8 protein-coding genes and 1 pseudogene are annotated in these 14,723 nt (G+C 61.4%); 5 read left to right on the forward strand and 4 right to left on the reverse strand.

Annotated features, from left to right (window positions below; genetic code table 11):
- Positions 1-32: 32 nt before the first annotated feature.
- A complete protein-coding gene (locus O7635_RS15565; RefSeq protein WP_278081143.1) occupies positions 33-944 on the reverse strand; it encodes a hypothetical protein in 912 nt (303 codons plus the stop codon).
- Positions 945-1,398: 454 nt separating this feature from the next.
- Between O7635_RS15565 and O7635_RS15570 the strand changes: the two genes are divergently transcribed.
- The 5 genes from O7635_RS15570 to O7635_RS15590 all read left to right on the forward strand — a co-directional run bounded on the left by O7635_RS15570 (position 1,399) and on the right by O7635_RS15590 (position 12,392).
- Positions 1,399-2,874, forward strand: coding sequence for a hypothetical protein (locus O7635_RS15570; RefSeq protein ID WP_278081144.1), 1,476 nt, complete (start codon positions 1,399-1,401; stop codon positions 2,872-2,874).
- Positions 2,875-3,017: 143 nt separating this feature from the next.
- Positions 3,018-4,796, forward strand: coding sequence for a DEAD/DEAH box helicase (locus O7635_RS15575; RefSeq protein ID WP_278085487.1), 1,779 nt, complete (start codon positions 3,018-3,020; stop codon positions 4,794-4,796).
- Between the two features lie 866 nt (positions 4,797-5,662).
- Positions 5,663-7,558 carry an Eco57I restriction-modification methylase domain-containing protein gene (locus tag O7635_RS15580; protein WP_278081145.1) on the forward strand — a complete coding sequence of 632 codons (1,896 nt, stop codon included), beginning with the start codon at positions 5,663-5,665 and terminating at the stop codon, positions 7,556-7,558.
- A 647-nt stretch (positions 7,559-8,205) separates the two neighbouring features.
- Positions 8,206-9,720, forward strand: coding sequence for a PIN-like domain-containing protein (locus tag O7635_RS15585; RefSeq protein WP_278081146.1), 1,515 nt, complete (start codon positions 8,206-8,208; stop codon positions 9,718-9,720).
- Positions 9,721-10,178: 458 nt separating this feature from the next.
- Entirely contained in the window at positions 10,179-12,392 is a 2,214-nt protein-coding gene (locus tag O7635_RS15590; RefSeq protein WP_278081147.1) for a P-loop NTPase fold protein, read from the forward strand.
- A 185-nt stretch (positions 12,393-12,577) separates the two neighbouring features.
- Here O7635_RS15590 and O7635_RS15595 read toward each other — a convergent pair whose 3' ends face one another.
- The 3 genes and pseudogenes from O7635_RS15595 to O7635_RS15605 form a co-directional block, all read right to left on the reverse strand.
- Positions 12,578-12,985, reverse strand: a complete 408-nt coding sequence (locus O7635_RS15595) for a zinc ribbon domain-containing protein (protein ID WP_278085488.1) — start codon at positions 12,983-12,985, stop codon at positions 12,578-12,580.
- Between the two features lie 42 nt (positions 12,986-13,027).
- On the reverse strand, positions 13,028-13,444 hold the full coding sequence (locus O7635_RS15600) for a hypothetical protein (RefSeq protein ID WP_278081148.1): 417 nt from the start codon (positions 13,442-13,444) through the stop codon (positions 13,028-13,030).
- Positions 13,445-13,544: 100 nt separating this feature from the next.
- Positions 13,545-14,428: pseudogene (locus O7635_RS15605) on the reverse strand (IS5 family transposase).
- Positions 14,429-14,723: the final 295 nt, after the last annotated feature.

Consider the following 14,723-nt stretch of genomic DNA (forward strand, 5'->3'; position numbering starts at 1 on the left):
GCGAGCGTCTCGTCCGACCAATCTCCAGTGTCCTACCCGGGTACGACAGTCATGCCAACGGCTCGGGACACCTCCTCGACATTCGCGTGGACCTCCTTGTAGAAGGTCTCGTCGTCAGGTCGCAAGTGACCAGGCAGGTCGTACACGAAGGAAGGCACACGATCCGAGGTGATACTGAGGGTGGTGCTCCTCTGACCTACGGTCATCGCTACGTTCAGCTCGTCAAACTCGATCCCAGAGAGGTGCAACAACCGCATCCGCGCGGAGCTATCGTCGCCGCGCAACTTGGCGATCAGCCTTCGCTGAAACTGCTTGACCTTGCCCGGCGTGATCTTGAGTTCGAGGCGCCCGGTCTCGGCGTCTTCATCGGACAAGTCGACGGCGTCCGCGATGTCTGCCGGGAGACCATGTCGCCTAAGCGTGATTTGATGGGCATTCGCCTCCTCTAGCAACCTGGCGAGACCGGCTTCGTCGACCACCGCAGCAACGTCCAGGATGTAGTTTCCGCTGAACTCCTTGAAGCGTCGCGACAACGCTGGCGCCAGCAGAGATTTGGCGCCCGCCCTGCCCTGTACCTCGAGAACAAGCAGTCCGGTCGTCGACTGCGTAGGGGCGAGCACGAGGCACCTCAGTGTCGTGTGTTCAATGTGATGGTCGTCGCGGACGAAGAGGACGGTCTCCTCGTCGTCCTGATGATAGAACTCCGACGTCTGCCCGCTGGCTCCGACATAGATCGAGAAGCGCACCGAGCGCCCAGCCGGCGTGACCTGCTTCAGTCTCAGATGCCGCTGCTTGTCGGTCACCGGGTGGGTCGAGAGGCCACGAAGGATGCCGTAGAGCAGCGGAAGCGCGTCCTGCTCGCCGTCGAACTTGCCCAGTGGGGCAGGGCTGCCCCCGTGCGAGTGCACGCGGAACGCGTACAGCGAGTACCCGTGTCTAAGCATCCGGCGACTTCCTCGAGGATCACCAAAACTTGTCTCGACATGCGAAAGTTGGTTCTACCAGCCATAGATGATCTCCCGCCGGCGGCCTCACCTTCCAAAGGAGATGGTCGCAAGCATGTTGAGCACGGCCGCGCGGGCGGGCCAGACGTGCCTCCACGGTCTTCTGGCTGCGCTCTACTGCAGGCGGCTTGACCACCGCCACCACCAGGTCGGTCCCCGTCAGCGGCACCTGCTTCGGTCGGAGCCAGAGGGTCCGTTGCTAGGGGCGGGTCGGCTAGTGACGCCAGTTTGACTGCGTGGTGTGCCGAGGCCCCGGGGCCTGCACATCCATCGTCCTTTCGCCTCAGGCCGCCCATTCGAGGGCGTGAAGTGTCAGGAGCAGCGTGCAGAATGGACCCATACAGCTGTGAGGGCAGCACAACACGAGAGCGTCCATCCCCAACTTGGAGAAGCGGTGACGGAGAGTAACCGTAAACAGTACCTCCTACGAGCGTTGTCCGATCACAACCACGAAAGCGATCCTGAGACCGTAAGGATCCCCCTCCGAAACACGAAAGTGCTTCCAGTAATCGAGGTGCCTCTTGGCCTTCCCCTCCTCAACGCTGACAGCTTTCGCATCGCGCCACAGCTGGCGGAACACCCCGACCGCGATCTCGTCCTCGCCGATCCTAGTTCGCAAGAGGCGCAGCAGATCGTCGCAGAACTTGTTCGAACCTCTCATCGTAAGGCCGAAGAGCTAAAGGCAAACCTGCTCGCAGAAGGCGGGCAAACGCAGCCCGGTGTGATCACACGCGAAGGAAAGCTGATCAACGCAAACACGCGCTGCGTTCTGTTGAGAGAGCTCCAGAGTGAGGGCCGCGGGCCCACGGGGACACTGCGCGTAGCTGTATTGCCGAGCGGCGTCACAGACGCTGAACTACTTGAACTCGAAATGGTGCTTCAACAGCAGATTGAGCTCAAGGACAAATACCGCCTTGTCAGCGAATTAATGATGATTCAACGCCTCTACGGCGAGGGGTTCACCGACGAGCAGATCGCTCGCAAGCTCCGAAAGAAGGGCAAGGATGTTCGGGAAAGTCGAGAGATCCTTGCGCTCATGCATCGCGCACGAAGTTTGGTCGAGAATGTCCTTCCGTTGACTTCATTCGACGACACAGAGGATCGCCGCCAAAACTGGGCCGAGCTACTACGTGACACGAAAGCCCTAGACAACAGCGACGGCTACCCGGCCGGCGACATGCACATTAAGCGCTGGCTGATTGCCTACTTCTCGCAAGTTGGGTCTGTCCACAAGCTCCGGGGAGCCCAGGACGACTGGGTGGAGCGCGACGGCGTGGTAGAAACGCTCAAGAGCCACGAACAACTGCGATCTCTTCTCCCTTCTAATCAAAGTGAAGCCAATGACCCAGACGCGGCGATCCAAACCGCGAGCGGCAATGGCGTTAATCAAGTCGTGCCGGGGCAAAGGGACGTTGGCAGCGGTGATGATCTGGGACTTGACGTCCTCGGAGATGAGCCCGACGCCCCCGAGACAGTCGCGACCGCTCAAGTTGACGCAATCCTGAATCTTGTTGTAGCTGCGAATGAGGCTGGCGACAAAGACGTTCAACTGCCCGACGGTTCAACTATTGTCGGCACAGAAGTCCTTGGCGTCGTGCGGCAAAGTGTAGAGCTGGCCCTCGATTCCGCAAAACGTAGGAAGCGTTCGGGCGGGCGGTTCAATCGGCCAGTCGCTGAGCTCGATCGTGCCCGTCTGGCATTGAAGTCAGCATCGGACGCTTTAGAGGAGGTGAGTAATGACCCCGGCTTCAGGCCGCTACTCACCCGCGCCGCGCAGACGGCCGAAGAGCTATCCGGTCTACTCAGCCAGATTCGAGCCCAGCTTGACCGACAGGTGTCGAACACGATTCTCGTAGGTGAGGAGGCGTGACAGACACCTCGGGACCACGCCTAAGCATGACCTTGTCGGGCACTCCCGTCCGTATCTATTTTGAACGGCACAATCTTACCGACGACCAATGGGCGGAACTCGGACTCCTTATCGCGGAAGAGCAGCCGCGGCCTGGTCAGCGAATGAAGGTACGTCCAGAGACGCTTCTTGCGCGCCGAGGCGGGCTGCGGGGTCTGCTGGGTAGACATCAAATCCGCCTAGACCCTGACCAGGCGGTCCGGCGTCTTCTCGAACAGACCAAGGCGGACGACCAACTCGCGCTGACGTCGCTCGACTCCAGCCGGGCAGACTCGGAGCTACCTGCAGCGCCGTTCGTGGGACTACAGCGGGTCCAGTCGAGGCGGCTACGCCGCGAGCTTCGCCGGTTCCAGCAGCGTGACCTTGAGAAGCTTCAAGGGCTAGCGCACGGCGCCAACTTTTCCGTTCCTGGAGCGGGCAAGACCACTGTCGCCATCGCCCTACACCTCCATGCCCAAGAACAAGGTCGCGTCGACCGGCTCTTGGTGGTGGCGCCTCTCTCAGCCTTTGACGCGTGGGAGGAGGAGGCACAAGGCATCGTCGACCCACCCTTGTCAATCGGCCGCTGGCGTGGTGGCGCACTCCCAGCGACCGACGTCGTCTTGGTCAACTACCAACGGCTACCAAACTCAACAGACCGTCTTACGGAGTGGATGACTCGCGAGCGAGTGCACCTTGTCGTTGACGAAGCGCACCGAGCGAAGCGTGGTGCGGCCGGCGGGTGGGGCAGAGCGCTACTGGACCTTGCACCGTTGGCGGCACGCAGAGACATACTCACCGGTACGCCTGCGCCTAACCATCCGCGGGACCTGAGGGCGCTCCTGGACATCCTGTGGCCAGGCGGAAGGGTGTCGGCGCGGCTACCTCGGCAGGCGATGCAACAAGAGCCTCCAATGACCGCCATGGCCTCGGTTGCTGAAGCGATTCGCCCGATCTATGTCCGGACCAATAAGCGCGAGCTTGAGCTTCCCGACGTAGTCGTTGGCCGCATACGCGTAGCGATGAGTCCGCTGCAACGTCAAATCTACGACGCGATGTTAAGCCAATATGCCGGTATGTTCGATCTCGACCGTCGAGATCGCACAATGTTCGCGCAGATGGGCGACGTCGTCATGTACCTATTACAAGCCGCATCTAGCCCCCAGCTTTTGGCACGAGGCGCGGGTCAAAGCCAGAGTTATCGCTATCCCCCGCTCGCTATCCCGGCCGGAAGTCGGCTTGCGAGGCTGGTTGAAACGTATGCGGCGCACGAGGTTCCGGCCAAGGTTCAGCGCGCCTGTGCGATCGTCTACGAGAATTCTATGGCGGGTAGAAAAACGCTTGTATGGTCCAATTTCCCCGACAACCTTCTCGCATTGGAGGTACAACTTGCGGGACTCTACCCTTCCGTCATTTATGGTGCGATTCCGAGTGACGAGACAGCGCAGCCAGGGGTTCGGACTAGAGAACGTGAGCTCGAACGCTTCCGCAGCGATCCCAGATGTATGGTGCTTCTGGCAAATCCCGCAGCGATGTCAGAAGGCGTGAGCCTTCACAGGACGTGTCACGACGCCATCTACCTGGATCGAACGTTCAATGCCGGCCAGTATCTTCAATCCCTTGATCGAATTCACCGCTTGGGCCTCTCTCCCGACGTTCAAACGAACGTGACACTATTGCTGGCCGATGGAACGATCGACGACCGTGTCGATAGGAGGGTCGCAGAGAAGACGAGACGGCTGTCGCAGATGCTCGACGACCCAGGGCTAGTGCAAATGGCTCTCCCGGACGACGACGATTCGGGAGACTTGGTCGACGATCCGGAAGACTTGGAGGAGATTCTTGAGCATTTGGGTGGCGCTCGAACGGATGTATCGGAGCGATGGGAGGTCCAACCCGCATGAGGCAGCAACTCCGTGCTGCGCTCTATGTCGCGAGGACCATAGACACAAATGGAAGCCACATAACTGCCGTCGCTCGAGCGTACGCAAATGCCACGACAGGCGGCGTCCACCGGTCCGAGGAACTGAGAGAAAGCGAACGGGCACTTTTGTCGGCTGGACTGCTTCGGCGACTAGGCGAGCGCATCGTGCCGGTCCCCTTGCTTTGCGCCATATCGGAAATGGCGGATGACGACGCTGTTACCGTACTCGCGCCACTCCTCTATGCCGAGTTTGAAGGTCGCCGTGCCACGGCATCACTAGGCGCAGAGGGGCCGGTCGAAGCGGGGCTTTTCGATGATCGTAAAGCCGAGGTCGGTGCGGCGGCAGAAGTTGTCGTCCTCGAGTATTGCCGTTCACAGTTGTCAGGACTTGGGCGTGACGACCTCGCGCAGAGGACTCAGCGGGTCAGTCTCATATCGGATTCGCTAGGTTTTGATGTTCTTGCCCCAACCATCTCTGGGCCAGCTCGACAACTCGAGGTTAAAGGCCAAAGCGCCCTTCCAGGTCCCACGGCCCGCTTCTTTATCAGCAGAAACGAGTATGAAGTCGGCAAGCGTACCGAGCACTGGGCACTCGTCTGCTGTGCCTTAACAATCGGCGCCGCGTCCTTGGCCTGGTGCCGCGCCAGAGTCCTGGGGCCATACCTGCCAGTAGACCGAAATGGCATATGGACAGAGGCGTTAGTTACGCTCCCACGGGGCGCCCTGACGGCAGGGGTGCCTGATCCACTGTGACACAAACATTCTTGATCCATGTCGCTCGGACCCGTACAATGCAGCGCTGTATGACCAAATGCGCTGTTGCGGACAGAAAGAGTCGCCTTTCGGATGGCGCCTCCAGGAAAGAGCAAGTTCGAGCAAAGGAAAAGGCCTGTGTCGCCGCAGTATCCTGAACAACTCACGATTATCGACGCCGATGATGTCGGCGACGTGCGCTCAGAGAGGAGAGTGCGCGTCTGGCCCAAGTCGGTATCGGATATTGCGGCATGGTGCAGGAAGCAGAAGCTCGAACCAATTTCGCATAAAGAGGTCCCAGGAGCCAACCATTTCGAACGTCAGCAGCTAGCCGCGCTGGGAGGCGTCGCGGCAGCTTTGGCCAAGCGCCGTCCGGGACGTCAGTCGATTCGCCAATTTCCCGAGGCTGTCCGGCAATGGCTCAAGGCCTCGGAAGAGCCGCCGCCTCAGCTTGTCGATGCCATCTGCGAAGACATTGCAGCCGGCGCAGACCCACTCGCCTTGATCTATGAACGGATCGTGTCTGGGCCGCGCCGGCGGTTGCTTGGCACCTTCTTTACGCCGACTCCGGTGCTCGACTACATGCACCACGTCCTTAGGAATCTGCCCGAACCTGCCGCCGTGGCCGATCCAGGAGCGGGCGTTGGTGCTTTTACGATCGCGGCCCTTAAGTGGTGGCGAGAAAGCGAGGTTCATGCTGTAGACGTAAATCTCGTCACGCTCGGCTTGCTCGCTGCCCGTCCGGATCTCGATCGTCGCCCGTCAGACGGTTTGAATAGATCTCGGCTTCGGTTGCGGCACGAAGACTTTTTAGAGTGGCTCATAACCCGCTGGCCAGAACTCGATGGGGCGCGCTTGTTATTGGGAAACCCGCCCTACACCCGCCATCAACAGCTCACTGCTTCGGAAAAGTCCGCGGCGCGGGCGGCAGTTGGAAGCCTTGCTCCCGGACTTCGGTCCGGCCTGTCGACGTACTTCCTGGCAGCTTCGCTCGCGGCCCTCAAGCCTAAGGACGCCCTTTGCCTCCTACTCCCCGCTAATTGGCTCGAGGCAGATTATGCGAAGTCTGTTCGACAGCGACTTTGGTCGGTTGGGACGCGGCCCACAGAGTTGCATCTGTTTCCCAATGACTTGAACGTATTCCCCGGAGCCCAGGTCGCGGCCATGGTGTTGTACGTAGGGCCCGAGCGGAGCCGTCGACAGAAGTTGAAAGTTGTGCGGGTCGCCGGCGACTTGGAGTCTGGTTTCCGGGCATCTGTAGTGAACGACATCGAGCGGGTGGGTGTCACCCCTCCTAGCTTCAGTCCCCGGAAGCTGCTTGCCTCTCACGTTGCCAATCGCCGCGCTTCTGAGGCCACGCCGCTGGGAGTACTTGCGAATATAAGAAGGGGCGTGGCGACGGGAGCCAACTCCTTTTTCCTTCGCACCAGATCGGAGGCAGATGAGTTGCCTCGCCACGCATATCTGCCGGCTATAAGCAGGCTACGGGACTTGATTGGCGACGACCTTGATGAGAAGGAGCACCTTGAGCTGAGCTCCAAAGGTGTTAGGTGCTGGATGTTGAATCTCCAGACTGGAGACGCAAGTGACCCACGGATTCAAAGGATCATCGACGAAGGGGTTGCGTTGTCGCTTCATAAGAGGCATCTCTGCAAAATTCGCGATCCTTGGTATTCACTTGAGACCGTCCCCACGCCCGACATTCTTGTGGGGCCGATGGGCAAGGAGAAGTTCCGGGTCGTCGTAAACTCTGTCGGCGCTACTCCCACAAACACGCTCTATGGAATTCAGTTGAAGCGAAGGTCGGACGACGTGCTACCGGGAGCGATTAGCGAACTTACGAATTGGCTTCGAAGCGACATAGGGCAAGACGCACTGAGGTCTGCGGCGCGGGGTCATCACGGCGATGGCCTTGTAAAGCTCGAGCCCGGAGCGCTGAAACAGGTTCAGGTGCCCGCACACATCGCGAAGTTCCTGGAGGACGGCTGATCCTCATACGTCCAATTCCGTTTATGGACCAGGACGCTTTTGGTCGATTACCTTGTCATAGCGGCCGCCGGGCTGCGCCAGGCCCTAAGTCAGTTGACGGCGCCGTCCGATGTGGGCGTCGGTGCCAGGGCGAGCTCCAACGCCTTGGTCTATCACGTCGATGCCCCCTCGCGATTGGCGACCCAGCCGCGAGGTGAGTAATCGCTAGGTGTGATGGTCGAATCCGCAATGAGTCGATGGTCCAAGCCGACTGGGTCTCAGCGACCGTCCACTGAGTGTTCACGTCAACAGCATCTGACCCGTCCGCGACGGCGCATAGGACCCGGCAGCGCTGCCATACCCTGGATGTCAACGGCCTGGGCGCTTATGATCTGCAGGCCGGGCCAGGTCACGACCGCTGTCGTGGTATTGATTTTGTGGTCCGATCACTCCGGCACGCATCGACCGCATGACTAGTGCGTCGGCACCGTCCTGGACTGCGCTGGGACGAGTCCGCGAACCTCCACCCACTGTGCCCGCTGCGCCGACGATGTTGGTGTTACCCACCGAGCCAAGCGAGACGCGAGCATGGCGTACAGGGCAGCGTGTCGCTGAAGTCTTGAGTGCGAGGAGCGCGGTGAGCACCTCTACAGGCGTAGTCTGCAACGATGCCTGGCCTCTTCGACGGCTTCGAAGGTTACTTCATCCATGGGAGCCCGGACGTGGACCGAGCGTTGACGTCGGCTTTGATAGCCGTGGACGCCAACGTGCTGCTAAACCTCTACCGGTACAACGAGCGCACGACTGAGGACCTGCTGACGATCTTTGACAAGATCGGCCATCGACTGGTCATTCCTCACCAGGCGATGCGGGAGTTCCATCGCAACCGGCTGGCGGCAATCGGGAACCCGGCCGGGGCGGCACAAGACCTGCGCAACACGCTCGACAGGAATCAGCGATCGGCAAGCGACGCGCTCGCCAGGTGGGCGAAGCAGGTGGCGCTCGACGACCAAGAACTGAGCCGCTTGCAGGACGGCGTCGGCGAGGCATTCGACCGACTTCGCGAAGCAGTCGACCGTGGCGAACCGAACCGTGTACGTGCCGACTCTCCCGCCGCCGAAGACCGCGTGCTCCGCAGGCTTGAGGTCTTGCTGGACGGCCGGGTGTTGTCCTGTCCTTCAGACGAGGCGGACCTTATCGTCGAGGGGAACCGACGGGTCGAGGCTCAGGTGCCGCCCGGGTATCTCGATGCCGACAAGGGCGACGTTAACGCAGAGGGGGCCGCCGGCGATTTCCTTGTGTACCGACAGGCCTGCGACGAGGCCACCCAACGGGGTCTTGACCTGGTGATCATCACGGGAGATGAGAAGGAGGACTGGTGGTGGCGTCATCGAAACGTCGCCATCGGGCCTCGTCACGAGATGGTCAAGGAGTTCTTCGACCGTAGCAACGGTCGACGACTCTTCCTGCTAACTCCGCGCAGTCTGCTGCAGCGCTCTGGGGTTCTCGACGTTGAAGTCAGTCCTATCTCCGTGGAAGACGCAGCCCGCCCACTCGAAGACCTCCAGCAAGACCACGGGTGGACGACCGAAGGTATCCGTGAGCTCCTCCGGCGCCTCGAGATGCAGGGCTTCCCGCACGCCGCTGTCATTTGGTCCGCGGCTGACCTCGGTGGCATTATCGATCGCGACACGGTTTATGACATCTGTGGCTATGAAGAATCAAGAACACTGCGGGGGTTCACTACCCCGGTCGCACGCATTACTTCAGAGCTCCAAGGCGAAGGCCTAGTAGCCGAGCGCGTGACACCGATGCTCGTTGCTGTCTACCCTAACGATGAGAAGGCCGCTGGATTCCGCATTCCAGACGAAGTGGTCAGCGTTCTCTCCAACATGCAGTCCAACGCGTCGAGCGAGGCGACATCGATGGTCGGTGTGACGAGCTGGGGGAAATACCTGCCCTTGACGGCCTGGTTGCGGGCACAGTCCGCGGACGACCTTCCGCTCAGCTTTGGAGAAATCGAGGAGATTCTCGGCGCCGACCTTGCAGGCTCAGCGAGGAAACATCCGCCATATTGGCGGTCCTCCACAAATTCTCTCGGCAAGGCGATCACGGCAGCAGGCTTTAAGGCCAGCCGAGTTGACTTAGACAACGAGACAGTCCGATTTGTTAGACGAGCATAGGTTCTGGACAGCGATCGCCGTTAGGCCGAAGCCGTATCCGACTCCCGCACTCTGTTTCGCAGGCTCCCGTCTCGCCAGTCGTCGGGATTTCTGCCGGGTAGGAACACACTGCCGAGAACGATGTGCGGGCGTTTGATGGCCAAACGGCGAGTTCGTCGCAGGGTGGCTACACCATAAGAACGATTATGGGCGGTTGTCGAGCTGCGCCGCCTGCCAACGATTTCCTTAACCTCTTCGCTGACCCTCCTGGCGCAACGCCGACAACCGGCTTGATGGTCAGCCACGAACTCCGTAGCGGGGACCGACTTCGGCTACCGTGCAAGGTTGCGAGCACGGCCGTGCTTGTTTTGGAGGTTTGTCGGTCTTCGCGAGGCGGCAGCCAACCTCCAGGCGATCCGTAAGCCAACGGCTACGATCGCTTGTCTCCACCTCTGACTCGATTGCAAGGAGCACGGTCCATGGGGTTGTTCCGCCGAACAGGCAAGGGCAGTGACCCTGTCAGCGAAACTAGGAATCGGCGGATGCTTCCCCGCAACCGCGGCAATCTCTATGCCGACGATCCAGTGGATGAGGTAAATGACCAGCTGGACCGCGGTCGGCTGGCAGCGCAGTTGACCCGATCCATCGAGGCTGTATCAAACCAGTCTGACAGTGCCGTCGTCGCGCTCGTCGGCCCCTGGGGTAGCGGCAAGTCGAGCCTGCTTATCGGCATAGAGGCGAATCTGCGAGAGGAGGGCTGGTACCTTGCGCGGCACAACCCCTGGGCATACTCGTCGTACGAGAGGTCGGTCGCAGGCTTCTTTGCGGAAATCCGGGATGTGGTGCCCGACGCGGTCATGGGACCGGACCGACGGAGAGCACTCGGCGAATGGGTCGAGCGCCTGGCACCGGCCGGCACACTTGGCACTGCGGTCGGTGTCAACGCCACGGGTGCGATGACATCAGCCGCGTCGCTCATTATGGGCGATCGAAGCCCAGAACGGCTTCGCAAAATATTCGCGGAGGCGTTAGAAGGTCTGGATCATCCAGTCCTTGTAATTCTAGACGATCTAGATCGGCTCCAACCCGACGAGTTATTGCTTACCTTCAAGCTGGTCCGATTGATCGGTCGGCTGCCTAACGTCTACTACCTGCTCGCATACGACGAGGCGACGCTCGCCGAAGTACTACAACACACTCAGCTTATCGGTTCGGGTCCCGGAAGAGCACGACAATACCTGGAGAAAATGGTTCAGGTCCGCCTCGATATTCCGCCGCTACTCGAGGACCAACAGATCAACCTTGTCAATGAGGGAATCGATGCGTTTTGTGCAGCGCATGGCGTTGAACTCGCCCCCGATGCTCGTGCTCGTCTCCAATCGGCGTGGTCTGAATGCCTAGTTCGGTATCTCGATCAGCCGCGGGCCGTCAAACGACTGTTCACACAGGTTGACGCGTTGTGGCCAGAGGTGCATGGTGAAGTCGATTTTGTTGACTTCCTCCTCATGACGTTTCTTCGAACCTTCGAGCGTGACGTACATGAGCTGGTGATCAACCATAAGTCTGAACTGCTCCAAAGCTCGTTCGCTTTCGGGCGGCATAGCGAAACAAACCCCGAACGGTGGGAACGTTGGAAGAATCGCATCGCCGAGGAAGGAAAGCCGCGACACGTTGAATCGATCGCCGCTCTGATGTCCGAACTTTTCCTCTATCTGCGAGGTGCGCGAGAAAACACCTCGTATGCTGCCTCTTATCGGGAGGATGTGCGGCGCCGCCGCGGAGTGGACAGTGATGAGTTCTTCGACCGATACACCCAGGTCGGCGTGCCTGCCAGCGATCTCGCAGAGAAACTTGTTGCCGACGCCGTTAACGAGATGCGAGCAGGAGCCTTTGGGCCTTCGATCGAGCGACTTCAGAGCTGGTTCGACAAGGATGCCGGCAAGGTAGCCCGAAAGCTGTATCGCGTCGATGAGCAATCCCCGCTGCCAACGGGCCTGGCACTTAGCTTGTTAGGAAGAAACTACCTCCCGTCCAGCGACCAGCGGTCAGGCATACTTGGACTACGGGGCGATCGGGAGATTCTTCGGGTCGCGACGAGGATTGTCCTCCGCCTAGATGGCGATGACGCCCTGACGACCCTTCACGCCTTGGCCGTCCGTGGAACTTCAGAATTGGCGATGGCGGCTGATGTCGTCAGAATGGCGAAGCGTGCTGATTCCGGTCCGCCGCCGACTTGGCTATTCGATGGAGTGCAGGCTGTCTCGTCCCTGGTGGAGAAGCATTTGCGGGCGGCCTCGCAGGAGGCACTCACCGAAGCGCCGGATTTACCACGATTCCTTTATACATTCCTTGAGCTGCAAGGATCGGCGGCTACCCAAGCGCTGTTGTGGGGGGTGCTTGAGTCATCGTCGTGGCAGCTAGAGGATCTGCTCGCGTCTCTCGTGCCGGTTGGTCAGACAAGTAATGGTCGACGGACCTGGCAGTCCTTGGGCGAGCTGCGGGTCGGGGACGTCGATGAGCTACTTAACATCGCCCGAGTACTCGCTGCGCTGCCGTCGACCGCCGGCGAGCAGCCCATAGATGAAGACGACGAAGTCGACGTGACATTCGAGGGGCGCAGAAGGTATGCACTACGGGTCATGGAGCGCGTTCGTGCCGAGCGCAGCACCGCCGAGCCCGAAGCCGCACCTTAACCGGCGTCGTTCCCGGCGGGTCTCCCTATCCAGGGAACGCGCTCGGTCGACGCACCGCGGGGAGGCCATACAGCAACCCAGTGTTACACGACTGTGTCGGCGGGGGCGACCAGTCGAACCTACGGCGACGCACCATAAGGCCAATTGTGTGGGGGTTCCTCGCGTTCACCGCAGCCCGGCTGCGGTCAGCCGACGACGAACTCGGCCTGCTTCATCGCCGGCCCGTCGGCCTCACCGGAGACCGCCTGCGGGACCAGGACTTGAAAGACCACCGTGTCCCGGTCCCAGTGGTAGGTCAGGGGCAGCCCGCAGCGCGCGTATGCCTCCGCCTGGCGGGCCGCCGCGAGCTCTGTCTCGCCGTCCGGAGAGTTCGCCTCGTTAGCCGCGGTTCGGTCGACCGCCGCGTCGACGGGGCGCCCGGTCCGGCGCAGGAACGCGTTAACACGGGCGGTCAGTGCGTCCTGCCGCAGGTAGACGGTGGGCGGGTGGTCCGCAGGCGGATCGGTCAGGTCGGCGGCGACGCAGCGGTAGTAGATGTGGCCGTGGTGGACGCCGGCGTTCATTCGGCGCTGGCACAGACCGCAGGTGAGCAGGCCGCGGAATAGGTAGGGCCGGAATCGCTCGTCGCTCGACGGTCAGCCAACAATTGGAATCGCTAACCAGCGAAAGTCACCGTTGCGACCACCCAGCTGGGAGTAGGGCTGCCACACGATCGGGTAGGTACCACGTAGGGACCTGTTGTTTGACGGGAAGTCTCCTTCGCCCCACACCAAGGTTCCCGTCAAGGTTCGGCCTTCGTGTATGCGAAAGTTCCGGTCGCGGGTCCGCCGGTCGCCGGCTGGCAGGTTCCACATCGCCCTGGCGTTGGTCAGCATGATGGCCAAGCCATTGGTCCGCGACTGCTCAGCAGCGCAGATCTGTTCAAGGCGGGCGATGTCGGCAACGAAGTGGTGCCGTGCCAGGTCATCGGCGCCGTGGTGTCGCAGTCGGACAGGCTCTCCGGTGACGGGGTCGCCGCCATCCCACGAAGCCCTGATGTACTTCAACTCCACAGCTGTGCGCCCATGATCGCCCCCAACAGAGGAGATCAATGGCGCGCCGCCTCCCATCCGGCGCGGGCCTGGGCCTCCAGACGAATGTTGACAGACGGCGCTAGGCCGTGTTCCGTAGGGCTCGGAGCCATTGGTTGATGGCCGCGATGGTCAGGGTGGCTTCGTAGCGCACGGCGAGTTTGTCGTACCTGGTGGCCATGGCGCGGTGGTGTTTGAGCTGGTTGATGCCGCACTCGACGGCGTGATGCGCCCGGTAGAGGTTGGGGTCGAAGGCGGGCGGACGCCCGCCTCGGGAGCCCTTGGCCTTACGGTGTTCGTCTTGGTCGGTCTTGCTCGGGATGCAGGCTCGGATGCCGCGGCGGGGTTGGCTGCGGAGGTGTACGCCTTGTCTGCCAGGACGGTGTCCGGGCGGGTCCGGGGCCGGCCGCCATCGGCGCGCGTGACACGCACTTTGGCCAGCACGGGGATGAACTGAGGGCTGTCGCCGCGTTGGCCGGCGGTGACTATCGCGGCCATCAGTTTGCGGCCCTGCTCGCAGGCCAGATGGGTCTTGGTGGTCCAGCCGCCCCGGGACCGGCCGAGCGCGTGATCTGCCGGCTCGCTCTGCGTTCCGCCGGGCGGCTCCTTCTGCCCGTCACCGTCGCGGCGGGCGCCCGCGGCGTGCTGATGGGCGCGGCTGATGGTGGAGTCCACGCTCACCGTCCAGCCGATCAACCCGGCCGCGTCCGCCCGGGCCTGCAACACCGCCAGAATCTGCGCCCAGACCCCGTCGCGCTGCCAACGGCGGAACCATCGATACAGCGTCTGCCACGGCGGATACACCGCCGGAACCTCTCGCCACGGCGAGCCGGTCCGGACCCGCCACCGGATCCCGTCGATGATCATCCTCATGGTCCATTTGCGGGGCTGATCACGACCGGTTCCCGCCGGCAACGGCGGCTCGAGCACCGCCCACTGCACGTCGGTCAGGTCATGTCGCCTCACTGCCGCTACGCTCGGCACGAGGTCTCCGGTGTGAAGTTCTAGCTTGGTCGCTGAACCAACTACCGGAGACCTCTTCAGTTATCGATCACCGACACGCCGCAGCATCGACGCCCTACGAAACACGACCTAGTCGCTGGACTGACCAGGCGAACGCGTGCTGCAGGTCGGCCTCGGAGTGGAAGACCCTCCGACGGTCATGGAGCTCGGCGAAGACCTCTGAAACCTCGACGACGCCCGCAATGTGGGTCATCGGCACACCTTGGCCGTCCACTCGGGCGCTGCCCATCAGCCGACG

Origin of the sequence: Asanoa sp. WMMD1127 (assembly GCF_029626225.1) — a bacterium.
Taxonomy (GTDB): Bacteria; Actinomycetota; Actinomycetes; order Mycobacteriales; family Micromonosporaceae; genus Asanoa.